Source organism: Endozoicomonas elysicola (genome assembly GCF_000710775.1).
Taxonomy (GTDB): domain Bacteria; phylum Pseudomonadota; class Gammaproteobacteria; order Pseudomonadales; family Endozoicomonadaceae; genus Endozoicomonas; species Endozoicomonas elysicola.
This window is the reverse complement of record NZ_JOJP01000001.1, coordinates 1670605-1693982: the sequence shown is the minus strand read 5'-3', so window position 1 is coordinate 1693982 and position 23378 is coordinate 1670605. Positions and strand designations below refer to the sequence as shown.

Here is a 23378-nt window from a genome sequence, read left to right as displayed (position 1 = left end):
GCTCGAGGCACGCACACCAAATCAAGAAGATATTGACCACCCCTGAAGATGGAGGGCTAACTATCTAATAAAAAATCGAGCCGCTCAAAATACAACAAAATGCTGCTGGAACAAATGCCTGAACTCTAAATAAAGTAAATTTTCGTATATTTGCCTTACCAAGCCTTTACCTCAAACGACTGGAACTAACGTTAAACCCTAACTGTCGAATCAGTCCAAAGAAGTTGCGAACTTCTGACAGGTTGAACATTGAATACTTCCTGTCGAATTTGTTTGCCAAAGTTCGTTCTGTTTCATATTTCTTCTGCTTACCGTTTTACTGCCTTAGTTCAAATAGAAAGGAGATATCTGTGGATGCTCAGCTACAGCCTTCACCTCCACCTACTGTTTATTCTTCCGCAAATCCGCAAGTACACTCCCAACTACCTGTATCACCTCAATCATCTACACATTCTTATCAAGGTCCAATCTCAACGCCACCCACTCGCGATGCTTCCTCAAATTTTTCTGCTTCTGATGCTGCCAATGTTGTATGCAGGGGACTGGCCACCGTTAATGCAACTCTCGACTTTTTTGGCAGAACAATCTCAATATATGCAATAAAGGTTGGAGCGTTGATTGCTGGGGGGATCAAAGGGGTACTCAGGTATACCCATGAGAGCGAGAGCTTGAACAATAGAACTGTGCAGCCTGCTCTCCCCATGACAGTGCAGAGCCATTCTGGATCAAATCCAGCCGGACAAAGCCAGGTCGAGCCAAACCAGACCGGACAAAGTGAAACTGTTCAGAGCACTACGAGTGGCCAGACACCAGACACTGGTGTTTCAGGAAAAATGCCCTTGGAAGAATACGTAAGAGTAGATGCAACAGATACCCTCAACTCTATTCCAAAGTCTATTCAGATACTTGGGACTATTGGGGGCCTGGCTTGCGCTTTATTCACGCCCTATTTTTTTTTAGGCCCTCTGGGTCTGATTTTCTTCATCCCCCGAATTTTTGGAGTAAAGCCATATACAGTTTTCGAGGCACTATCAGATGAATCACAACAAATGCCCACCCTGCCAGTAACTTCTCAACAAGATAGCTCAACCAATCAGCAACCCGGGACGGTTCTAAACGTCCAGCCTTCTATATCGGTGACAGAGGGGTCAACCGCAGTGCAAAACTATTCAATTCCAATCTCTCAGCAAACCTCGTTACAACAAATACCCATTACTTTCCAGCAACCACAAGAATCAACTGTGCCTTATGCTCAAGTCAATACCATAGCCCCACAACCCTTACCACAAATGCCCCACCAATCAGCCACAACCACAATTCCAATAATTACCCCGAATTATCCACAAAATACCGCGCCTCAGGTTCAACCAGCTGCTCAACAGCCCACCATCTACCAATCATCTCTCCATACACACCCTATGCCAGCTGATGGCCAACAAGTCTCATATACACCAACAACGTCACAACCTGTCATAAGTACCCAACCAACCCAGTCAACTCCTGAAAACTCCAGCCCTCTATGGAACAGCATAAATCAGAACGTATCTCGTTTAGTACCTTATATTGTGTCTTGACCCAGGCAATGAACAACAACCACTGCCCATTATTGTTCACCATCTTTCTCTCAGTGCTTTCTGCATCACACTTGCCTAGCGCGGCAAGGCAATAAAACAATTCGTGATAATCAAGACACTTATCAGAAAAAATCATAATTGACTCTGTATTGACGTACCTTTTCTGACAGATATGACTTACGGTGTTTTTTACCGTTATAATTTACTTATCAGCACATTGCAGACAGCGTTAACAACCTTAATGAATAAAGCCATCCCGAGAGGCGCAACACGAATCAACCAGCGCCTGAAACAGTTTCCCAAGCGACACTTGCTGCTGGCAACTACCATCGCTGCCAGCATCATGGGAGTGATGGCTCTTCTGCCCTCTGGCGACGTAGAAGCCAAACGCAACGAAATTCCGATGACTATCGATGCTCTCCAGCCTCAGGAATCAGCCCCTGAGTTGACCAGCAGTATCACAACTTCCCAGCCTGAGCCCTTTATCAGCAGCCAGAGTACAGATAAAGCAGAAGCATCCATTAAAGAACTCGAGCAGGAATCAGATGCAAAAGCACTGGCAAAAGCCGCTTACGATCTGGAGCAACAGCTTGGCAAGTGGCATAACATCACCATTAAATCCGGCGATAACTTATCGGCGTTATTTAATGCTCAAGGGCTAAGTGCCAGTGTTGTTTACCAGGTTGCCAGTACTCCCAAGTATGGCGACACTCTCGCTCGTATACGCCCGGGTGAGTCTCTGGAGTTCCGGATTAATCAGGAAGGCACCCTTACCCAGTTACGCTACGAGAAGTCCAAGCTCGAAAGTATCTTCTTTACCAAAGCAGATGATGGCTATCTGGCAGAGCTGGTTACCCTGTCACCGGAAATTCGTCCAACATACGCCAGCGGCACTATTGAAAGCTCGCTCTTTCTGGCCAGCCAGAAAGCAGGCCTCTCTCAAAACCTCACCATGGAGCTAGCTGGTATTTTTGGCTGGGATATCGATTTCGTACAGGATATTCGCAGTGGTGATACCTTCAATGTACTTTACGAAGAAAAGTATCTGGAAGGAGAAAAACTGGGTGATGGAGACATTCTGGTAGCCAGTTTTACCAACCAGGGACAAACCTTTACAGCGGTTCGTTACACCGATAGTCAGGGGGATACTGACTACTATACGCCGGATGGAAAGAGCATGAAAAAAGCCTTTCTCCGTACTCCGGTCGACTTTACCCGTATCAGCTCCCGTTACAACCCTGACCGACTTCACCCAATCTTCAAGACAAAGCGTCCCCATCGAGCAGTGGACTATGCGGCCCCCATGAACACCCCCATAAAAGCCGCTGGTGATGGCCGTGTCCAGTTTTCTGGCTGGCAAAACGGCTATGGTAATGTGGTTTTCATTGAGCACCCCAACAACATTGTCACCATTTATGCTCATGCTAATAAGCTGACTGGGCTTAAAAAAGGTCAGAGAGTTCGTCAGGGACAAATCATTGCTTACGTGGGCAAAACAGGCTGGGCAACCGGCCCCCACCTGCATTATGAGTTCCGTGTCAATGGCGTCCATAGAAACCCGATGACGGTTAAGCTCCCTGATGCAGCGCCCATTGCCAAAAAAGAAATGGCTAACTTCAAAAAGCAGTCAGAACTGATGATTGCCAGGCTTGAAAAGCAGAGCGATACACTGCTGGCCACACAGTAATCAGTCGCAATAATTAGTTAGCCACAATACCCATAGGGCATAAGAGGCACTAAGACACAAAGTAATGATCAATGTTTCTTTGTGTCTCAGTACCCTAGGGGGCGTTACCACTGGCCATTTAGCCAGTTGGTCATACAAGCTCTCAGGCAAGGCGAACGGCGCAGGACATGGTGGTTTGTTCAAGACGTTCAATACGGCATGAGTGATTGTATGGCCAACCCAAAGGGCCACTCAAACTTTCCTTCCAAGGGTGAACCATGTCGGATATCTATATAGGCCTTATGTCAGGCACCAGCCTGGATGCTATGGATGCTGCTGCCGTTCGCTTTGATGGCAATCACCCCGTTCTCGTTGCCAGCCATACCACGGAGTGGCCGTTAAAACTGAAGGAAAAAATTCAGCAGCTTTGCCAGCCAGGCAATGATGAAATTCGTTTAATGGCTGAGGTTGATTCGGCAATTGCTCATATTGCCACTGAAACCGTCAAGTCACTTCTGGAAAAAGGAGGGCTGACTGCAAAACAGATCAGAGCCATTGGCAGCCACGGTCAGACTATCAGGCATATACCAGAGCTGGGCTATACCCTTCAGATTGGTGATCCCAATATACTGGCAGAACAAACCGGCATTACCGTTGTTGCTGATTTCAGACGACGGGACATGGCAGCCGGTGGTCAGGGAGCGCCTCTGGTACCCGCCTTTCACCATGCCGTTTTTACCAGTGAAACTTCCCACCGGGTGGTCGTCAATATTGGTGGAATCAGCAATATTTCTATCTTGCCGGCGGCTAAAAGTGGACAAACCCTTGTAACTGGCTTTGATACAGGCCCTGGCAACCTGTTAATGGACTATTGGTGTCAGCAGCAGTGGCATCAGCCTTTCGATAAAGATGGCTTTCATGCTTCCCAGGAACCTCATGACCCAATTCTATTGGAAACCATGTTGAGCGAACCATTTTTTCGGCTGGCAGCTCCCAAGAGTACCGGCCGGGAACTGTTCAACCCTGCCTGGCTGAGCTCAATGCTTGAAGGGTTTCGTGGATTATCCCCAACAACCATACAAGCAACTCTTTGTCGTTTAACGGCTCGTTGTATTGCAGATGCCATAAAGCAGCATGCACCAGAAACTGATGAAGTTTTTGCCTGTGGTGGTGGCGCCAATAACAAGTCCCTGATGGCAATGCTAAAAGAAGAGATGGCCGGCAGACGCTTGGAATCAACTTCCGAGCTGGGTGTTAACCCTCAGTGGGTTGAAGCTATCGCCTTTGCGTGGTTGGCAAGACAAAACATTTTGAAACTGCCCGGCAACCTTCCTGCAGTCACCGGGGCATCCGGTTTACGAATACTGGGTGGAATTTATCCAGCCTGAAAAGAATGCCTGTTCTTAATGTCCTGTTTTATGGTGCTCTCGGGTATGTTCCTTGTGATCATGCTTCTTCACCTTATGGTGGCCATGCTCATTGTGTTCGTGTCGCTCTTCATGGGTCTGATGAGGGTGTTTATGCCCCTCTGGGTTGCCACCGTGCTGGGTGTGCGGATGGCTTTTTTCATGCTGACGATATTCCAAATGATCACTGTCGTGTTTATATTTAACCTCAGAGTCATCCTGGGGAGAGCCTTGTAAATGATCAGAGTCTTGCATACAAATTTCCTCTAATATAAGAGATCAACCGTCATGAAGGTTGATCTCTCGTAACGAACAGAGCCAAACTGAATATTTCAGGCAAGAAACATGGGAGAAAGAGCTATCTGAATGCTAGTTCAGAATCAAGTAATTACCAGCAACAACGAAACCGCAGAACTGAAATTACAGTTAGTTTTTTTTCAGGTAAAACAGACATTAAGCCGCAGAAATAACATATACCGAAAAATTGAAAATCGGCCATCAAAGCTCCACTCTAACCGGACAAATACTCCAGATATAATTGACTTACAGGCCTGCTTAAAGAAAAAAGTAATTAAGGGTAATTTAATTATTAACAAAAAGAAGTTTAGCTAAAGCCTTTACATCCATCGTTAATCACCACTTCTGACGTCTCAATTGGTTTTTAAGCAGACTGTAAAACTATTGACTCAAACATTCATTGTGCGTTCTACCCAGCGATAATATGTTTTATTTTGCATATTTCGGGTAATTCACTGGTTTGACAATCGAATGGTTACTACCCAATACGACAAAATGAGACTAAATTATTGCTATAGACTTTTCTCCTCAAGCAGCTCCCTGCGAACAAAGAAAGCCTTCTTCACCTAGAGTCTTATTTACTGTCCTCCTCCCGTCACATTCTTGAGGTACGTAGCCCTTCAGATTATGGTTGTTCAACACATACCTCAAAGCTCAGGCACTCTCCCATGAATATGAATAAAATTGGCATCATCGGTACCGGCTTTGTCGGGATGGCAGCAGCGTACTCACTGTTTCAGCAAAAGCTGGCTAATCAGATTGTTCTTGTGGATAAAAATCATGACAGGGCTCATGGAGAAGCGCTTGACCTGATGCACGGCCAGCCACTGGTCGGGCGTTGCGAGGTGTCTGCCGGCGACTTTTCCAGCCTGACAGGAGCTGGAATTATTGTTATCTGCGCCGGTGTCAGTCAGTCCAGCCCGGATGAAAGCCGGTTGCACCTGCTACAGCGCAACATCAAAGTGTTTGAGGCGATTGCCAGAGAGCTGGATCATCATGCTCCGGAAGCCATGTTACTGATTGCCAGCAACCCGGTGGATATTCTTACTCATGCCATGCAAAGCTTGAGCCAGCGCCCCAACAATCTGGTGATTGGCACCGGTACCCTGCTGGATACATCCCGTTTTCGAACCCTTCTGGCCAGCCACTATGATGTCTCTCCTCAGTCCATTCATGCTTATATCCTCGGAGAGCATGGTGACTCTGAAGTCCCGGTCTGGAGCTCTGCTTCCATTGCCGGCCTCGGCATTAAGGGCAATACCGTTAATGGTCGTGAATACGACCAAAAAGCACTGGCAGGCATTGTAACCCGGGTTAGAAAAGCCGCTTACGAGATTATTGCCACTAAAGGCTACACCAACTGGGCTATTGGTCTGGTCATTGCCTACATCATTCGCACAGTACGAAACAACCAACGGAGTGTTCTGCCAGTGACCGTCAGATTAAATGGGGAATACGGTATCAGTGATATCTGCCTGAGCCTGCCAACCATTATCGGTAGTGATGGGGTGGAAAGTATTATTGCCCCCAGGCTGGATGAAGAGGAGCTAGCGGGTATCCAACACTCTGCCAGCACCCTTAAAGCATCCATGGATCAGTTGGTTTAGGTTCGCTTTTTTAAAGCCTGAAAACCACGAAGAGCACAAAGGAAAAGAAAAAATCTCTTCTTTGTGCTCTTCGTAATCATTGTGGTTCCAAAAAAGTCCCACAGAACACTTCAGACCATCCGTTCATATTGAGAACGAAGAACCACAACCACAGGTAGACTTGGCATTAGGATTTTTGACCAGAAAACGAGAGCCTTCCAGCCCCTCTTCATAATCAATCTCTGCACCCACCAGGTACTGGTAGCTCAGGGAGTCGACAACAACTGACGCACCCTCTTTGATAATCAGCGTATCATCGTCGGCCAGATTACTGTCAAAGGTGAAGCCATACTGAAAGCCGGAACAGCCCCCACCCGTTACATATACACGCAGCCTTTGATTTTCTTCGGTCTCATCTGCCAGCAATTCACATACCCTGCGGGCAGCAGTTTCCGTAACACTGATTGGCTCGGGTATCACTGTTTCTACTACGCTCATTGACCCTCCCGTGCCGCTGTCATCTACTTATAACCAGTTAAGGCAGCGACCCGTCATTTACTCATCAGTCAGCTATTATCCGAGTAACCGACTGTTATAGTCAATTATTCCCTGCTTCAATAACTTCACCTACCGGCATTTCAGCGTCAGAGGCCTCAGAGCGCTCCAGCAAAGGTTGCTGCCCGGCAGGCACACCATTAGGGTGGTGCTCAAGGCTGCCATTGACCTGAGAGCCTTTAGTCATCTCAATCACATTGTAAAAGACATTACCGGTAATCACCGCCCTGGAAGCAAGCTCCAGATGTTCCTCAGCAAAAACATTGCCACGAACATGGCCATCTACCACCACACGCTGGGCACGAACATCTCCTTCGACACTACCGCTATGCGCAATGGTCAATAAACCATGGTCCGCAGAGATATTACCTTTAACGCGCCCCTCTATATGGACTGCACCGGTAAAGTGAATATCGCCGTTAATGGTGGTTTCTGACGATATGAGGGTGGTGCTGCCATGCTTATTACTTGCATTACCCGCTGCTTTGCTCTTGCCGAACATCCGCTACCAGCTCCTTATCCCATTGATAAATTTGTTCAAAACTCTGCCTGATACCACTTGTGATCTGTACCACAATCTTGATCCCTGCAGGCTCGAAGCCTTTTGGCAAATTGAAATCAAGATACTCTCTGTCACCAGGCAAAGCCTGAAAATAACGAAAGCCCAGACGTGTTAACACCTGATCAGGCCCTGCCAACTGCTGCAGCGGTATAGCCTGTGCTTTTCCATCAGTTTCTCCCAGTAGCGATACGGATAATGTCCCCTTTAAAAACGGGTTGCTTCTCGCTACCTGGGAGATCACTAGCCGCAGGCGATACTGACGGGGCTCGTCGCCCTTAAGCAAACTGAAGCCAGCGACCCGCACACCGGTAGACATATCTTCCGGAGCCAGAATGCTCTTGAAAAAGGTCAGTTCTTTATGCAGCTGTTCTTTCTCTTCCTCAAGCTGCTTTACCAGCAAGCGAACATTATTTACCGCTTCACGATCCATTTTGCTGGCACTTTCCAGAATGGCCAGCCGCTGTCGGAGCTCATTATTTTCTTCCTGTAAAACTCGGGCTTTACTTTCCAGGCTCATATTCTGTTGCTTAGCCTGATCTAGATTATGCCCTGCATGGTTACCACCATACCAATAGGCAAAACCACCCAGCAAAGCAATAGTGATCAATAGAAGAATTCGAATTAACTGATCGCGTTTCGGGTCATGACGTATAACCCTGAGTTTGCCACTGTCGGGATGCAAAGATATCCACCTTTTCCAGACCATGGCTTAATAGCAAGCCACTGTTTCACCAAGACTATCACTGCCTTAATTTCTAAGGCGAGACTTATACTGAAAACTTTAACAGCGGGACTATACACAAGCCAAAAAAACATAACAAACAGGCCAGTAAAATTTTCACATCCTCAGGAAAGTGTTCACAATAACTCCGTTGCAGAAGCTGTTTGGCACAGAAAAAAACCAGAGGTATTATGGTCCCACACATGCCAACAACTATACCTCCTACGTTACATGCTTGATAAATGGACAGCCCCCCTAATTCAGCCGCCACTGAGAAAAGCAGCCACGTGGCTGAAGAACTATGGCATAACGCCTGATCAGGTCACCGTTACCGGCTTTGTGATTGGCATGATCGCTATCCCATTACTGGCTTTTGAGTATTACATCCTGGCCTTGATACTTATTATTGGAAACAGGGTTTTTGATGGACTTGATGGAGCCTTGGCAAGGCTGAGCACTCCTTCGGATGCCGGTGGTTTTCTGGATATCACTCTGGACTTCATTTTCTATTCAGGCATTGTTATGGGGTTTGCTCTCGCTTCACCAGCAGCGAATGCTGTTGCGGCATGCGTACTTATTTTCTCGTTTATGGGCACCGGAGCCAGCTTTCTTGCCTATGCCATCATGGCTGAGAAACATCAACTATCTGATCCGCACTTCAAACATAAATCCCTTTATTACCTGGGAGGGCTGGCAGAGGGTACGGAAACCATTCTTTTGTTTATCCTTTTCTGCCTGTTGCCCGACTTTTTTCCGGAGCTTGCCCTTGGCTTTGCGGCCATCTGTATGTTAACGGCTACGCTCAGAGTTTGGTCGGGATACCAGAGCATTGATCAGGCAGAAAGAAAAGCACCATAACTCAGCCACATGAAGCGTCCCTGGAACAGAGTTTTTTCCGACGCCAGTAGCCAACAGCAAAATAGGCAAGAATGGCCTGAATTATTCCAGCGCCCAGAAAAACGTGGACACTTTCTCCCCACTGCCGGAACTGATTGGCCTCTGCTGCCAGAGTTTCTGCTAGCAAACCAACAAAGAGTGCCGTTAATGGGATGATGTATTTTTTGGAGTAACCGAGTGAAATGGCAATCACAGCTACAAACAAAAAGAAAGGATCAAAGAGTGTAAAACAGACTGCACCCATGGACAGGTTCCTGAAATAGAGTATGAATGCAGAATTCTAGAGAAGAGTGAAAGCTCATTTAATCATGGGTTATCACGCTAAAACATGCATATACCTGAATCCTTATAAGTACCACGCCAGAAACCAAAAGTGGAATCAACCTAGTTGAATGCATATTTTAGTTTTCTGCACACATTATCCTCACCTCTTTATTTTGTCTCTCATTTAGCCATCAGCTTCACTGTAAAAAACTAACGGCTTTCTCATATAATCCTAAAAAACAAACACAATAGAGAATATGTCATGGATGCAGTGATCAGGCATGCTGAAGTTTCGGACCTGAAAGCCATTGGCGAGTTTTTCCGCGATCCTGAAGTTACCCGCCAGACCAGCCAGATCCCCTATCGCTCTCAGGAGTATTGGAACAACCTGTTCAATATGGACGACAAAAACCACATACAACTGGTGGCTGAAGTATCGGGACAAATCCTTGGACATCTGGGGTTACACACACAGGAAAATCCGCGCCGCAAGCACTGCGCGAGCTTTGGTATTACTGTTCATCCGGAAGCTCAGGGCAAAGGTATTGGCAAACAGTTGATGAAAGCCATGATTGATCTGGCGGATAACTGGCTGAATCTGGTTAGGATAGAGCTGGACGTCTATACCGACAACACTCAAGCCATTGCTCTCTACCAGCGTTTTGATTTTGAAATAGAGGGTGAAAGCAAGTGTGATGCATTTCGCGACGGGCAGCTAGTCAACAGCTACCGAATGTCCAGAATCCGGATACCATTCACTTCGCTAGAAGCAAAAGCCTACGCAACCAGGAAAACACCACCTGCGATGACAGTACGTGCTTTCAAGCCTGAGGATATGGAAGCCGTTATCTCCCTCTGGCAGCAATGTGGCCTGACTACACCACAAAACAACCCACAGAGTGATATTCATCGAAAAGTCGCTATGGATGATGGTCTCTTTCTGGTGGGGCTGGTCAAAAATGAAGTTATCGCATCGGTCATGGGTGGTTATGAAGGACACCGAGGCTGGGTGAACTATCTGGCCGTTAGTCCCCAATGGCAAAAAAACGAGCTGGGAAAAATACTGATGGAGAATCTGGAAGAGAAGCTATCAAGTTTGGGCTGTCCAAAGATCAACCTGCAGGTTCGCAGTACGAATCAGCAGGTTGTGGCGTTTTATCGATCCCTCGGTTACAAGACTGACCATGTCATCAGCCTGGGAAAACGTCTCTGCAACTGACTTGCCAAGGAAAACCTGCCCCACCCACTGGCCTGCCAGAAGCTGGTGACTAATGCCTTTGCTACTATCAGCAGATAACAGGGAATGATCTATCAAAAATAAAGGTTTGCCCATGCACACCTCTGTACTGATTACACTGCTATTGGCCTTCAGCCCTATCCCTGCTGCTTTATCATATCAGGAGTTCTCCACGGATGAAGAAACCTTCCTCAGCACAGAAGGCTTGGCAACCACTTACCAGAATGAAACTGGTGGTAATTTCAAACCAGAGCGGGTGCATTTGGTTGCATACAATGAACAAACAGGAAACTACCTCTTTCGGGGAAATATGCCTCTTAACAGTGAAACCTTTGCCTATGATGAGCTGCTTGGCGTTATAAATAGCCACACACTTGAAAAACTGGGTACCTCACTACCGGAAACCGTCAGGATCATCAATATATCCCTGGTAAATTCCATTGAAAAAGGGGAGAAAAAACACCTGGAAAAAGAGCGACACTTCTTTGACCAGAACCCAGGACTAGGGGAAGTCATCAACCGCCCGATCTACGGCATTCCTATCAGCGTCAAACATACTCACCGCAAGTGGCGGAAACATTTTTCCAAAAAATGGGGCAGGGACAAACTGGAGAATCTGGTCAATAGCCTCAATATCTTGCTGAATAAAGATGCTGACACCCCCGTGATCGTTTATGTGCACTGTGAAGCTGGTTTTGACCGTACCGGTGAAGTGATCGCTGCCTATCAATTGCGCTATCAAGGCAACAGCTATAATCAGGCCTATCAGAATGCAGTAGAAGTCGCAGGACGAAACATCAGTGCCTTCAGTAAACATGGCCTGCAGTGGTATGCCTACTATCTGCGGGAAGTTGAAAGGCTTCCAACCATCGGTGATATATAGAGCCAGTCCAAGAACAGGCCACCCTCTGGCTCCCTCCCCTGTTTCCAGCACTGTTTGAAACTCTCAGCGTAGAAAACAGTCAGAAACCTGTGCCCATTCAATATGTAATCGATCATGACTATTTTCAGGCGACTCATACCGACGCTGTTGCTACTCTCTTTTGTGACCGCAGGCTACTCCGCCCAGCAACCATCAATCCCTAACGGTCCTCCACCAGCAGTTACCAAGCCTAAAAAAGAAGTGGTATTCACCCCCCGAAAATTACGGCTGGTGGACTACGACCCGCTGTCCGGTAACTATCTGTTCCGGGGCAACATGCCCATTGCCAATGGCCGCTTCGCTTATGATGAACTGATAAATACCATGAACCAGAGAAGTATAGAGAAGCTTGAAACACCGCTGCCTGAAGACACCTATATTCTTGATATATCATTGATCAGCAAACTGAACGAGAGTCACCTGCTAAAACACGAGCAAGTGTTTACTCACACCAACCCTGATCTGATGTACCTGATCCATTACCCGGTCTATGGTGCAGTATCCAGCCCTGACTATTACCCCAGATCAATACTCCACATTATGCTCAACCTTCCCTTCATTGGCGATGTATACAGTCTGGTTGACAAGCTCAGACGCTGGCTCAATCAGGAACGAAGCAGACCCATGGCGCTCTTTGTTCACTGTCAGGCTGGCAGCGACCGGACAGGTATGGTCATTGGCACATACCAGATGCAGTTCCTGGGTAAAAGCTATCTTGAGGTGATTGAGGAAGCGGAAGAAATTGCAGGCCGTCCGGTGAAGCCCCTGCAAAAAAGAGGTCTGAAATGGATCGCCTATTATTTAAGAGACAGCAAGGGGATCCAGAGTGTCGGTGTTATCTATTAAGCATTGCCACAGAGCCCCGTTAAAACAATACCCGAAGATGGTTTAGATGAGAGTAATGACGACACCTATAGAGATTCATCTGGCAGCAGCAGCCTATAGCCTGCTGACTGGAACACTTCAGTTGATGATGAAAAAAGGGACACCCCTGCACCGGTATCTTGGGCGTACCTGGATGGTGGCCATGCTGATTACAGCCATTTCCTCGTTCTGGATCAGCAGTTTCTTTCCTATCTGGAATAGTTTTGGCCCCATCCATCTGCTCTCTGTCTGGATCATTATCTGTGTAGTGATCTCTTTATCTGCTGCTCGAAGCCATAAAATTAAGCAACATAAGGCTTATTCAATTGGTGCCTATGTTGGCCTGGTTGGTGCCGGTATTGGGGCTTTTGCACCCGGGCGTTATTTGTATCAACTATTCTTCGGTTAATGTATCTCACCATAAGGTGATCAATATCAAATGATAACGGTTAGTCTTGCCGTCACTAGAAAAGCTGAGTAGGTATTAGTTCGAGCTACACCTCTGCCCACTAAAAAGTTAACCTGTAATGCTGTTTGAAATTCTTACAGACATCATCTTGTGGATGATGAATATAAAGCAGTAAGAGTTAAGTGATAAAACATGCAATTTCCAAGCTCTCTCCCCAGCCTCCACCAGGCGTTTATTGAGCAGGCATTACCAAAACTGATCAGCGATCCCAGGATTGTCGGCGTCGCAGCCTCCGGATCCTATGCGGACAACACGCTCGATACCTTCAGCGATCTGGATATCGTCATCGCAGTGGAGCCTAAGGCATTTGATTCCATCATGAATGACCGGATTCTCATAACTTCTGCACTGGGTGATATGGTCGCTGGATTTACCGGCGAACACGTCGGTGAACCACGGGTTTTGATTACCCTTTTCGGCCCTGAACTGCTCCATGTGGATTTCAAGTTTGTCAAAGTAGAAGATGCAGCTACCCGGGTTGATGAACCGGTTATCCTGTGGGCAAGGGACTCCAGATTAAAAGAGGCTCTGAGCCAGGGTAAGGGGGCGTACCCTGAGGCCAATGCCCAGTGGATTGAAGATCGTTTCTGGGTATGGATCCATTATGCCGGCACCAAAATAGGCCGTGGTGAATATTTTGAAGCCCTAGACTTTTTGAGCTTTCTTCGCAGTCAGGTTTTGGGATCTCTGGCATTGCAAGAGGCAGGTTATGAGGCAAGAGGTGTCCGTAAAATTGAGCGACTGCTTCCTGACTTTGCTGAAAAACTAAAAAAAACAGTCGCCATTCCAGAAAAAGAATCATTGCTGGATGCAACGGAGTATGCGGTAAAACTCTACCTTGAAATTCGCAGCCCTGTACTTACAGTACGCAAAAAAGCACAACGCCTGTCTTTAAATTATTTACAGATGCTTCGAGATACTGCCAAAGGGTAATGTCTGCATATTATCAGTAGCATAAAGTCCACGTTGTATTCTGGTTTACTCCAGAGTACAACGCTTAAGATGCCCATTAATATTTGGAAATCTGAAGCAGATTATGAAGCTAGATGCAGTACTGTGGGATTACGATGGAACTCTGGTCAATTCGGTCCCCAAAAATATTAATATTACAAAAGCGATTTTATCCATTGTCGCTCCTCACTTGACTGGTGATAACTTACCAGTGCACTTACAAAGTGAAAGCTCATATCATGCAGCGAATCATGCTGCAGAGAACTGGCAGGATTTATACGTTAATTACTATGGAATGACACGGGAAGAGATGCTTCAAGCAGGTAGTATGTGGGCAGAACATCAGGAGAAAAATCAGACACCCGTTACTCTTTTTGATGGTATCACAAGCGTTATCAGGCAGTTTTCACATATATCCCACGGAATATGTTCCCAGAATGCCCAGCTGAATATACGCAACGTACTCAAAGTTAATGGTATAGACCGCCCATTCAAAGCAGTTGTTGGCTATGATGATGTATCAAATGGCAATCAAAAGCCAGCGCCATTCGGCGGCATAAAATGTCTTGAAACTATCTTTGGCCATACGAACAGCCAGCTGCTTATGTACATTGGTGACCATGAGGCGGATACCCTATTTGCACGTAACCTACAATCAGCACTTGGGAATAATGCCAGAGTTATTTCAGTCGCTGCAGCATATAGCCATGCAGAGCCAGACAACTGGCAACACAAGCCTGATTACGTTGCCCGCAACGTAGAAGATCTTTTATCCCTCATTGGAAAATACACATAGCCAATTATAAGTGAAGTCATCTTTTCGCCGGAGAATCCTCTCCGACACATCCTGTGCTATGGACGCCAAACAGCCCTTTCTCTGCAGACAATGACTATTCCATATAACTTATTGTTTTAAAATTGGTGGTTTTTGGCGCGCACGATACATAGTAAAATGCACGGTTCCCCGTTAAGCAAAGATAGATCCAACGATGGCAATAAACTGGTATCCCGGCCATATGCACAAGGCCAAAAAAGAGATCCGCGAAGTGATACCAAAGATGGATCTTATCATTGAGGTGCTGGATGCCCGCCTGCCTTTCAGCAGTGAGAATCCGATGGTTGCGTCTCTTCGCAGGGACACCCCCTGCATCAAGATTCTCAACAAAAGCGATCTGGCAGACCCGGTGGTAACCCAGCGATGGGTTGACCATATCAACAGCACTTCCGGTATGAAGGCCATTGCGGTTAACCTGAAGCAGCCGGATAAGATTCGCAGTATTCTGGATATGGCACCGGCTATGGTGCCTGAGCGAAATCTGGATGTCAGCCAATTGAAAGCCATCATTCTTGGCATTCCCAATGTGGGAAAATCCACCACAATTAATATTCTGGCCAGCCGAACCGTGGCCAAAACGGGTAATGAGCCTGCGGTAACCAAGCAGCAACAGCGGATTAAACTGCCAAACAACATAGTCCTGCTGGATACACCCGGCTTCCTCTGGCCCAAGCTGGAGCCGGAAGACTGTGGCTACCGGCTGGCCATCAGCGGTGCCATCAAAAATACCGTCATTGAGTTTGAAGATGTTGCCATGTATCTGGCTGAATTCATGATGGCGCACTATCCGGACGCACTGCGTCAGCGATATCAGCTCAAGGAAATACCCGAAAGCGGTATTGAGCTGTTTGATATGATTGGTCAACGCCGGGGCTGCATGCGTCGTGGGGGGATTGCTGATACCCATAAGGTGGCAGAGATTCTGATTAATGAGTTTCGCGATGGTCAACTGGGACGTATTACCCTGGAGACACCGGAAATGATTGAGACTCAGTTAAAGGCTATGGAAGAAAGCAAAGCCGCCAGGGAAGCAGGCAAGGCTAAAAAATAACCAACATCTTTACCAGACACTGAGGTTAGTGTCTGGTAGACAATGTTAACCTTTCTATAATCACACTGTTTACAGGACTACAGGAAAATAATACCGATGAAAAAGTTGTTATTGGTACTTATGTTTGTTTTTCCGATGATGGCTTTTGCCAAAGCAACGGACAGCACTCAAGATGCAGGAAGGTTTCAGGAAGGAACTCACTACGAAGTGGTTAAGGGGCTTCCCTCTTTTACTAAACCAACAGTCACAGAGTTGTTTTCCATCTACTGCGGTGGATGCTACCAGTGGGAAAAAGGACCGTTAACTCCCCTGAAGACATGGCTTGGCCAACAAAACATTGAGTTCAAACAGGCACACATGACCTTTATGGGAGCCTATGCCAAACAGGCCACTATGGCACTGGCGATGACTCAGGGCACACCTCGCCATAATTCGGTGAAACAGGCGCTGTTTAACCGCATTCATGTTGAGCGTAAGGGTGACTGGCAGAATGATAAAGACTTCTTTCAGACTATGGAAAAGGCTGGATTGAAGCAGTCAGACTTTGAAGCCAATCAGAACAGCCTGTTAGTCATGAAAACTGTACTGGACTGGAATCGTTATGGTGAATATGTTCATGCAGTACCGAGCTTTATGGTGAACAACCGTTACCTGATCAACATGGGCAGCTTAAAGTCTCATGACGATCTGAATGCGCTGATCACCTACCTGACCAAACTTCCTGTGGAAGAGAAAAAATAACAAGCCTTCCGGCTTTCCGGGTTACCGGAAAGCCCTTCAATACGAGAGGGATCCGACCGTTGGCTGCTGAACAGAATTCCAATAGCCTCTTTCAACACTTGAAAGAGAGCCCCCTGCAAACCATTCATGGCTGGCAGAATTTACGAGTCACCTGGCTCATTATGTTTGCCACAGCGCTCTTTCTGGAACTGTGCGCCCTGGGTTTTCAGTATATTCTGCATATGGATCCCTGTGAGCGCTGTGTCTATCAACGGCTTGCAGTACTGATATTGATGTTTGCTCCGTTGGTTATCGCCGTTTCACCAACCAACCCGCTGCTGAGAATCACTGGCTACGGTCTCTGGATCGCTGGTGCACTGTATGGATTGAAGGAAGCCATTGCGCAAACTGCAGACTACGCCGAGTTTAATCCGTTTACGTCCAGCTGCAGCTTCCGCCCGATCTTCCCTTTCGACCTGCCGCTTTATGAATGGTGGCCCTCCATGTTTATGCCCACAGGAATCTGCGGTGCCGATGACTGGACTTTCCTGACCCTGAATATGGCCGAGTGGATGGTGGTGATTTTCTCAATCTACCTGCTGGCAGCGGCAACCTGCATTATCAGTTCCATATACTCCACTTTCTTCAAGAAGCCCTGAGCAGCTGACATCGGTTTCAATAATCGATATCTTTTCCATCAGCCAGGTAAAATTTTACTATTTTTTACCTGACTTCAAAATTCTGTGATACATTCCTCTCCAGAATATTCAGCACATTATTTATGCCGGAGTAAACATGGCCACGTTAAAGGAGATCGCCCAACAGGCCGGGGTCTCTTTATCCACAGTATCCAGGGTGTTGAATGACGACCCTTCCATCAGCGTAAAAGCAGAAACCCGCCACGCCATCTTTGAAATCGCTGAAAAACTGCAGTACCGCACTACTCGCAGCCGCAAAGAAACACCAGCGACCAGCTATCAGTTTCTTGCCCGGTTTGGCTACCCCGAAGCGGTGGAAATCAATGATCCTTATTATCTCTCCATCCGGTACGGGATTGAGCTGCAGTGCAAGAAGGTGAACATTCAGTTAACACGCCAATACGATGCATTTGAGCAACCGGTACCTGACGGGATTGATGGTGTCATTCTGGTGGGAGTTCGTCCGGAAAACGACAGTGCGCTGAAAATTACCGGCAAAAAAAATACCTTGCCAATCGTCTGTGTCGATTATCAACACGATGAGTTTGACTGCGTTTACACCGACCTTGCCCGGATCTGTCAACACGCCATTGATTACTTTATGCAACAGGGCCATCAGCGCATTGGCTTTATTGGCGGGCAGGATGCCGGTAAAACTATAGATGTCAGGGAGTCCGCATTTCTGGAGTATGGCCGTTCCCGGAAAGTGGTTAATGCCGGAGATATTTATCGTGGTGACTTTTCCAGCGCTTCAGGGTACCGCCTGGCCAAGCAGATGCTGGAGGAAGAATACCCTAAAGCGTTTCTGGTCGCCTCAGACTCCATTGCCATTGGGGTGTTAAGAGCACTTCATGAAAGCAATATCCGCATTCCTGAGGATCTCTCGATGATCAGCATCAATGATATTCCTACAGCCCGCTTTACCTTCCCCCCCCTCTCTACCTTCCGGCTGGAATCTGAGTTGATGGGTATTCAGGCGGTAAACCTGCTTTCAGACCAGATTCGCGATGAGCGTCGTATACCTTTATGCATGACCATACCAGCAACGCTCAAACATCGTGGAACAACCTGACACATCTCACCCCTTTCCTGTCAGAGGCTCGTACCTGAGCCTCACACTTCCTCTCAAGTGATCATTTGTTAACCTCTGAATACCTCCAGCAGAAGAGCAACTTTTCCTACCATCCCTCCAACAAAACTTGATCTCGATCAAACAAAAACAAACACAACAACGCTAGGATCACGCCAAGTAAAAATTTGCGTAAAAATAAACGCAAAAATATAAGCAAACACACTGTTCGATAAAAATACCAGGCGGAGCGACCATGAGTGAAAACAACCGCGGGACCATAGGCAAATTTGCCCTGCTGGCCCTGACGTTTACCGCAGTATTCAACGTCCGTAATATTGTAAACAACAATATTGAGCTGGGCCTCAGTTCTGCCCCTATCTTTCTTTTTGCGACAATTTTCTATTTCATTCCGTTTGTCTTCATCGTTGCCGAATTTGTTTCCGCCAATAAAAACTCCGAGTCCGGCATGTACGACTGGCTGAAGACGCCTCTGGGTGACCGTGCGGCTTACCTGGGCTCATTCACCTACTTCTTTGTAAACCTGTTCTGGTTTACTTCGCTCCTGCCCAACGTTATTGCCTATGCATCTTATGCACTGCTGGGTTACGAGCAAACCTTCTCACCGATGGCAACAGCGATTCTCTCTACTGCACTGTTTGCTCTGGCAACCTTCGTCTCTACCCGAGGTGCCAGCTGGCTGGGCAAGATCACGTCTGTGGTTGCCTCTGTCGTACTGGCTCTGACGCTGGGTTATATCTTCCTGGCCGGTGGTGCGCTGGTTGGTGGACTTGAGCCAGCAGACCCAATCACCATGGAAGCTCTGAGCCCGACCATCAACTGGGCAACCCTGGGCATTATGTGCTGGATTTTTCAGGCGGCCGGTGGTGCAGAAAGTGTTGCGGTTTACCTGAACGATGTGAAAGGTGGTGCTAAAACTTTTGTTAAGGTCATTGTTGCTGCAGGCCTGTTCATTGGCGTGATGTACGCAGCCGGTTCCCTGCTGATCAACGTGTTCGTACCACGCGCTGAACTCTCATTCACTGGTGGTATGGTGGAAGTATTTACCGGACTGGCCAATCACTATGGTTTCTCAACCGTTATTACCGGCCGTATTGTTGGTGTGGTTCTGTTTATCGCCATGTTTGGCAGCCTGCTGATGTGGTCTGCCACTCCGGTAAAAATTCACTTCTCTGAAATCCCCAAAGGTATTTACGGTGAGAAAACGACTGAACTGAACCAGCACGGCGTGCCTGAACGTGCAGCCTGGGCCCAGTTCTTTATTGTGATTCCGCTGATGTTCATCCCTGCACTGGGCAGTGAAACCGCCCAGGAACTGATGAATACCACCATCAATATGACGGCAGCTACTGCGATGCTGCCACCGATCTTCATCATGGCGTCTTATATCATGCTGCGCCTGAAGCATGACCATATCGAACGTGACTTCCGCATGGGCTCTGCCAAAGTGGGTGTGGTGATTACCGTCATGCTGCTGACCATTTTCACCATTGGCTTCCTGGCCGCCACCTTCCCAACCGGCAGCAACATCATGCAGGTGCTGCTTTACAACGTCTCTGGTGTAGTGATCTTCCTGGGTGCCGCCAACCTCTGGTACAGCCGTTACCTGAAGCGTCAGCAGCCTGATAGTCGGGTTCGCACTACTGCCGCCGCTTTCTCCTGATAACAGACAACCTTTTCAACCATTTGTATGAAGCCATCAGCTAGCAGAGCTGGCGGGTGGCTTCACTGACCCGGAATTTTTGTATGAGCGCAGTCGTTTTTTCCAGCAAAGGTGACAAACAAAAGATCATCGATCTGTACGAAGAGATCAATCATGTGCCGGCGGTTATGGAAGATCACCGTATCAATGGCATCAATAAAGAAGCACCAAGACCTCACGCCTTTCCATTCAGTCATGAATCCCTGGCGATCAATAATCAACCCGAAAAAGCCGGCAACTATCTCTCACTGAATGGCCTGTGGCAGTTTAACTGCGCCATCAATCCAGAGTCCCGTCCACGAGGTTTCCATCAGGAAAGCTTTGATGTTGACGGCTGGGACAGTATTCAGGTTCCCGGTAACTGGGAAGCCCAGGGCTTTGATAAGGCCATCTATCTGGATGAACGCTTTCCCTTTACCACCGAATGGCCGGAAGTGCCCAGAGACTACAACCCTGTAGGTTCTTATCGTCGTACGTTTACTCTGGATCAGAGCTGGTCTGGCCGCGAAATCTTCCTGCAACTGGCGGGAGCCCGAACAGCCACCTTCATCTGGATTAATGGTCAGCGAGTCGGTTACAGCCAGAATGCCAAGAACCCGGCCGAGTTCAACATCAGAGCCTATGTCCGTGAGGGTGAAAACACCATTGCCCTGGAGATCTTCCGCTGGTCCAACGCCAGCTACCTGGAAAAGCAGGACATGCTGGATATGTCCGGGCTTGAGCGGGAAGTCTTTATCTATTCCACAGGCAAGAGCCGTATCTATGATTTCCACTGCAAACCTGAACTGGATGCAACCTTTACCCAGGGGGCATTCAACCTTAGCGTTGATATCAAACACTACGAAAGCGATGCTGCACAGCTCACTCTCAAGGCACAGCTGCTGGATGATGCCAGAGGCTTTGATCCGATCATTGCATGCACCGAGTCATTCACCCGGGAAGGCACTGAACAGAACCTTAACTTTACCGGAGAAGTGGCCAACCCACGCCTGTGGAGTGCAGAGGCACCCAACCTTTATACCCTGCTGATGACCCTGACCAATGAGCAGGGTGAGATTATCGAAACCACCAGCCACAAGATCGGTTTCCGTCATGTAGAGATCATCGATGGTCAGCTGACCGTTAATGGCAAAGCCATCAAGATCAAAGGGGTGAACCGCCACGAGCTGCATCCGACACTGGGTCACGTCCCAACCGAAGAGCATATGCTCACCGATATCCGGTTGATGAAAGAGCACAACATCAACGCGGTGCGTACCAGCCACTTCCCCTGTCATTCCCGCTGGTATCAGCTCTGTGATGAGCATGGTCTCTATGTTGTCGATGAAGCCAATATCGAATCCCATCCGCTGGCCCTGAAACCGGAAACCCAGATTGGTGATACCGGGTCCTGGATTCCTGCACACCTGGATCGTATGCAGGCCATGGTAGAGCGGGACAAGAACCACGCCTGTGTGATCATCTGGTCCATGGGTAATGAGGCAGGCAAAGGCTGTGTCTTTGAAACCCTGTACAACTGGGTGAAAGAGAAAGACAGCAGCCGTCCTGTGCAATATGAGCCAGCCGGTGAAGCACCTTATACCGACATTGTCTGCCCGATGTACCCAACGCTCGAGCGTCTGGAAGAGTTTGCCCAGCAGAACGACGGTCGCCCAATGATCATGATTGAGTATGCCCATGCCATGGGTAATTCAGTCGGTATCCTCAACGACTACTGGAAGATCATTGATCACAGCCACTGTCTGCAGGGCGGTTTTATCTGGGAGTGGATGGACCATGCCCTGGAGCTGACCAACGAAAAAGGTCAGAAGTACTGGGGCTACGGCAAGGATTACCATCCGGATATGCCAACCGATGGTAACTTTATGAATGATGGTCTGGTGGCACCGGATCGGACACCACACCCTCATATGGCCGAAGTGAAGAAAGTGTATCAGCCTGTACGCTTTCATGCGGTTGACGCAACAGCTGGTCAGTTTGAGGTAGAAAACCGCTACGACTTTATTGGCCTTGATCACCTGGAAATCCGTTACCAGATTACCGCTGATGGTGATGAAGTAGCAAAAGGCAGCCTGGGCACTGTGTCCGTCGCTCCTGATCAGCGCGAAACACTGACGGTATCTCTGGAAAACCTGACGCTGAATGATAAGAGAGAGTATCTGGTTACCCTGAGCGCAGTCAGCAGGAATGAAGAGGCCTTTGTTGGTTCTGGCTATGAATACGCCTGGGATCAGTTCAATATCACTGATCGTCCTGCATATCAGCAGCCCACTATTGACGATCACCAGACGCTGGAGCTTCATCAGACTGACGCAACCATTGAAGTCAAAGGTGCCGATTTTACGGTGCATTTTGATCGTCAGAATGGCCAGATGACCGAGTTCTCAGTAGCCGATCGTAATATGATCTGCACAGGCCTTGAACCCAACTTCTGGCGTGGACTGACCGATAACGACCTGGGTGCAAAAGCCTTTGAATGGGCCGATATCTGGAGAAATGCGGCAAACGAACGTCAATTGTCTATCATTGAGATCACCGCACCTTCTACTCACGAAGTGAAAGTATCTACCCACTTCAACCTACCTACGGTTGCCTGTGAGTACACCCTGAATTACACCATTTTTGCCGATGGTGAGATCAAGGTTGAAGCCAAATTCACACCGGGCAATCGTGAACTGCCGATGATGATGCGGGTTGGCACTCAGCTTACGCTGCCAGCAGAATTCCAGTATATGCAGTGGTTCGGCCGTGGCCTTGTTGAAACTTACGCGGATCGCAAGGGCGCCAAAGCCGGTATTTACGGTGGCACAACCTGGGAGCAGTTCCATGCTTATCCAAGGCCTCAGGAAAGCGGTAATAAAACCGATGTCCGCTGGGTTCGCTTGATGGATCGTGATGGATTTGGTTTGGAAGCCATGGCCGAGGACCAGCTGCTGAACACCAGCGCCTGGCCATTCGCTGCAGAAGAGCTGGATTTTGTTGCCGATGTCGGCGGCATGGGAGCCTCAGGCTTAACCCCCATGACCCGTAAACACGGTATTGATGTTCAGCCCGGCAACCTGACCACCTGGAATATCGACCTGGCCCAGATGGGTACCGGCGGTCAGAATTCCTGGGGGTCACTGCCGCCGAAAGCTTACCAGCTTCCGGCACAGCCCTATCGTTACTCATTCCGGCTGAGGCCCGTCCGTAGCGCCTGATCAAAAAGGGAGTCATTTGACTCCCTTTTTGACTTCCCTATTTACGATTTCCTTCCTTGTCACGCTACGAAGTGAGAGTGTGGCAAAAAAAGATCACACACTTGATCGCCT

At 47.9% G+C, this 23378-nt stretch carries 22 protein-coding genes; 17 read left to right on the top strand and 5 right to left on the bottom strand.

Annotated features, from left to right (window positions below):
• The first annotated feature begins 242 nt into the window (after positions 1–242).
• From GV64_RS24645 to GV64_RS07165, 3 genes are all read left to right on the top strand, one after another.
• Positions 243–1574: a hypothetical protein gene (locus GV64_RS24645; protein WP_152553955.1), complete on the top strand. Its 1332-nt coding sequence runs from the start codon at positions 243–245 to the stop codon at positions 1572–1574.
• A 241-nt stretch (positions 1575–1815) separates the two neighbouring features.
• Positions 1816–3261, top strand: coding sequence for an OapA family protein (locus GV64_RS07170; protein ID WP_020580787.1), 1446 nt, complete (start codon positions 1816–1818; stop codon positions 3259–3261).
• A 257-nt stretch (positions 3262–3518) separates the two neighbouring features.
• The gene (locus GV64_RS07165; RefSeq protein ID WP_020580788.1) at positions 3519–4628 is read left to right on the top strand and encodes an anhydro-N-acetylmuramic acid kinase; all 1110 of its coding nucleotides are present in this window, start codon (positions 3519–3521) and stop codon (positions 4626–4628) included.
• A gap of 15 nt (positions 4629–4643) precedes the next feature.
• Here the strand turns inward: GV64_RS07165 and GV64_RS24185 are convergent, their stop codons facing one another.
• Positions 4644–4901 carry a hypothetical protein gene (locus GV64_RS24185; RefSeq protein WP_081622015.1) on the bottom strand — a complete coding sequence of 86 codons (258 nt, stop codon included), beginning with the start codon at positions 4899–4901 and terminating at the stop codon, positions 4644–4646.
• Between the two features lie 710 nt (positions 4902–5611).
• Here GV64_RS24185 and GV64_RS07150 point away from each other — a divergent pair.
• On the top strand, positions 5612–6550 hold the full coding sequence (locus GV64_RS07150) for an L-lactate dehydrogenase (RefSeq protein WP_020580791.1): 939 nt from the start codon (positions 5612–5614) through the stop codon (positions 6548–6550).
• Between the two features lie 123 nt (positions 6551–6673).
• Here GV64_RS07150 and erpA read toward each other — a convergent pair whose 3' ends face one another.
• The 3 genes from erpA to GV64_RS07135 all read right to left on the bottom strand — a co-directional run bounded on the left by erpA (position 6674) and on the right by GV64_RS07135 (position 8328).
• The gene (gene erpA, locus GV64_RS07145) at positions 6674–7027 is read right to left on the bottom strand and encodes an iron-sulfur cluster insertion protein ErpA (RefSeq protein WP_020580792.1); all 354 of its coding nucleotides are present in this window, start codon (positions 7025–7027) and stop codon (positions 6674–6676) included.
• Between the two features lie 100 nt (positions 7028–7127).
• The gene (locus GV64_RS07140; protein WP_020580793.1) at positions 7128–7586 is read right to left on the bottom strand and encodes a bactofilin family protein; all 459 of its coding nucleotides are present in this window, start codon (positions 7584–7586) and stop codon (positions 7128–7130) included.
• Entirely contained in the window at positions 7558–8328 is a 771-nt protein-coding gene (locus GV64_RS07135) for a DUF6776 family protein (protein WP_020580794.1), read from the bottom strand. The genes GV64_RS07140 and GV64_RS07135 overlap by 29 nt, the downstream gene beginning before the upstream one ends.
• Positions 8329–8598: 270 nt before the next feature.
• On the opposite strand from GV64_RS07135, the gene GV64_RS07130 reads away from it, so the two are divergent.
• Positions 8599–9225, top strand: a complete 627-nt coding sequence (locus GV64_RS07130; protein ID WP_020580795.1) for a CDP-alcohol phosphatidyltransferase family protein — start codon at positions 8599–8601, stop codon at positions 9223–9225.
• Between the two features lies 1 nt (position 9226).
• On the opposite strand, the gene GV64_RS07125 is transcribed toward GV64_RS07130, so the two are convergent.
• Positions 9227–9508, bottom strand: a complete 282-nt coding sequence (locus GV64_RS07125) for a hypothetical protein (RefSeq protein ID WP_020580796.1) — start codon at positions 9506–9508, stop codon at positions 9227–9229.
• 282 nt (positions 9509–9790) lie between these two features.
• On the opposite strand from GV64_RS07125, the gene GV64_RS25855 reads away from it, so the two are divergent.
• The 12 genes from GV64_RS25855 (at position 9791) to GV64_RS07060 (ending at position 23267) form a co-directional block, all read left to right on the top strand.
• The gene (locus tag GV64_RS25855; protein WP_020580797.1) at positions 9791–10747 is read left to right on the top strand and encodes a GNAT family acetyltransferase; all 957 of its coding nucleotides are present in this window, start codon (positions 9791–9793) and stop codon (positions 10745–10747) included.
• 112 nt (positions 10748–10859) lie between these two features.
• Positions 10860–11648, top strand: a complete 789-nt coding sequence (locus GV64_RS07110) for a dual specificity protein phosphatase family protein (protein ID WP_020580798.1) — start codon at positions 10860–10862, stop codon at positions 11646–11648.
• 114 nt (positions 11649–11762) lie between these two features.
• Positions 11763–12533 carry a protein-tyrosine phosphatase family protein gene (locus tag GV64_RS07105; RefSeq protein ID WP_152553953.1) on the top strand — a complete coding sequence of 257 codons (771 nt, stop codon included), beginning with the start codon at positions 11763–11765 and terminating at the stop codon, positions 12531–12533.
• A gap of 46 nt (positions 12534–12579) precedes the next feature.
• Entirely contained in the window at positions 12580–12960 is a 381-nt protein-coding gene (locus tag GV64_RS07100; RefSeq protein ID WP_034844113.1) for a DUF2306 domain-containing protein, read from the top strand.
• 192 nt (positions 12961–13152) lie between these two features.
• Complete coding sequence (locus GV64_RS07095) at positions 13153–13953, top strand: hypothetical protein (protein WP_020580801.1); 801 nt, start codon at positions 13153–13155, stop codon at positions 13951–13953.
• 103 nt (positions 13954–14056) lie between these two features.
• Positions 14057–14767 carry an HAD family hydrolase gene (locus GV64_RS07090; protein ID WP_020580802.1) on the top strand — a complete coding sequence of 237 codons (711 nt, stop codon included), beginning with the start codon at positions 14057–14059 and terminating at the stop codon, positions 14765–14767.
• A 193-nt stretch (positions 14768–14960) separates the two neighbouring features.
• Positions 14961–15857 (top strand): ribosome biogenesis GTPase YlqF, encoded by an 897-nt coding sequence (gene ylqF, locus GV64_RS07085; RefSeq protein WP_026258005.1) that lies wholly within the window; start codon positions 14961–14963, stop codon positions 15855–15857.
• Between the two features lie 96 nt (positions 15858–15953).
• Positions 15954–16598 (top strand): thioredoxin domain-containing protein, encoded by a 645-nt coding sequence (locus GV64_RS07080; RefSeq protein WP_020580804.1) that lies wholly within the window; start codon positions 15954–15956, stop codon positions 16596–16598.
• 59 nt (positions 16599–16657) lie between these two features.
• Positions 16658–17236 (top strand): disulfide bond formation protein B, encoded by a 579-nt coding sequence (locus GV64_RS07075; protein WP_020580805.1) that lies wholly within the window; start codon positions 16658–16660, stop codon positions 17234–17236.
• Between the two features lie 136 nt (positions 17237–17372).
• Positions 17373–18347 carry a transcriptional regulator EbgR gene (gene ebgR / locus GV64_RS07070; protein ID WP_020580806.1) on the top strand — a complete coding sequence of 325 codons (975 nt, stop codon included), beginning with the start codon at positions 17373–17375 and terminating at the stop codon, positions 18345–18347.
• 253 nt (positions 18348–18600) lie between these two features.
• Complete coding sequence (locus GV64_RS07065) at positions 18601–20028, top strand: amino acid permease (protein ID WP_020580807.1); 1428 nt, start codon at positions 18601–18603, stop codon at positions 20026–20028.
• An 83-nt stretch (positions 20029–20111) separates the two neighbouring features.
• Positions 20112–23267: a glycoside hydrolase family 2 TIM barrel-domain containing protein gene (locus tag GV64_RS07060; RefSeq protein WP_020580808.1), complete on the top strand. Its 3156-nt coding sequence runs from the start codon at positions 20112–20114 to the stop codon at positions 23265–23267.
• Positions 23268–23378 lie beyond the last annotated feature (111 nt).

Bases quoted from the DNA above. Each gene is read 5' to 3' on its own strand.
- GV64_RS07165 (WP_020580788.1), top strand. From the start codon at position 3,519: ATGTCGGATATCTATATAGGCCTTATGTCAGGCACCAGCCTGGATGCT.
- GV64_RS07140 (WP_020580793.1), bottom strand. From the start codon at position 7,586: ATGTTCGGCAAGAGCAAAGCAGCGGGTAATGCAAGTAATAAGCATGGC.
- ylqF (WP_026258005.1), top strand. From the start codon at position 14,961: ATGGCAATAAACTGGTATCCCGGCCATATGCACAAGGCCAAAAAAGAG.
- GV64_RS07130 (WP_020580795.1), top strand. From the start codon at position 8,599: ATGCTTGATAAATGGACAGCCCCCCTAATTCAGCCGCCACTGAGAAAA.
- GV64_RS24185 (WP_081622015.1), bottom strand. From the start codon at position 4,901: ATGCAAGACTCTGATCATTTACAAGGCTCTCCCCAGGATGACTCTGAG.
- GV64_RS07150 (WP_020580791.1), top strand. From the start codon at position 5,612: ATGAATATGAATAAAATTGGCATCATCGGTACCGGCTTTGTCGGGATG.
- GV64_RS07090 (WP_020580802.1), top strand. From the start codon at position 14,057: ATGAAGCTAGATGCAGTACTGTGGGATTACGATGGAACTCTGGTCAAT.
- GV64_RS07170 (WP_020580787.1), top strand. From the start codon at position 1,816: ATGAATAAAGCCATCCCGAGAGGCGCAACACGAATCAACCAGCGCCTG.
- GV64_RS07060 (WP_020580808.1), top strand. From the start codon at position 20,112: ATGAGCGCAGTCGTTTTTTCCAGCAAAGGTGACAAACAAAAGATCATC.
- GV64_RS07110 (WP_020580798.1), top strand. From the start codon at position 10,860: ATGCACACCTCTGTACTGATTACACTGCTATTGGCCTTCAGCCCTATC.
- erpA (WP_020580792.1), bottom strand. From the start codon at position 7,027: ATGAGCGTAGTAGAAACAGTGATACCCGAGCCAATCAGTGTTACGGAA.
- GV64_RS07065 (WP_020580807.1), top strand. From the start codon at position 18,601: ATGAGTGAAAACAACCGCGGGACCATAGGCAAATTTGCCCTGCTGGCC.
- GV64_RS07105 (WP_152553953.1), top strand. From the start codon at position 11,763: ATGACTATTTTCAGGCGACTCATACCGACGCTGTTGCTACTCTCTTTT.
- GV64_RS07080 (WP_020580804.1), top strand. From the start codon at position 15,954: ATGAAAAAGTTGTTATTGGTACTTATGTTTGTTTTTCCGATGATGGCT.
- GV64_RS25855 (WP_020580797.1), top strand. From the start codon at position 9,791: ATGGATGCAGTGATCAGGCATGCTGAAGTTTCGGACCTGAAAGCCATT.
- GV64_RS07125 (WP_020580796.1), bottom strand. From the start codon at position 9,508: ATGGGTGCAGTCTGTTTTACACTCTTTGATCCTTTCTTTTTGTTTGTA.
- GV64_RS07100 (WP_034844113.1), top strand. From the start codon at position 12,580: ATGAGAGTAATGACGACACCTATAGAGATTCATCTGGCAGCAGCAGCC.
- ebgR (WP_020580806.1), top strand. From the start codon at position 17,373: ATGGCCACGTTAAAGGAGATCGCCCAACAGGCCGGGGTCTCTTTATCC.
- GV64_RS07095 (WP_020580801.1), top strand. From the start codon at position 13,153: ATGCAATTTCCAAGCTCTCTCCCCAGCCTCCACCAGGCGTTTATTGAG.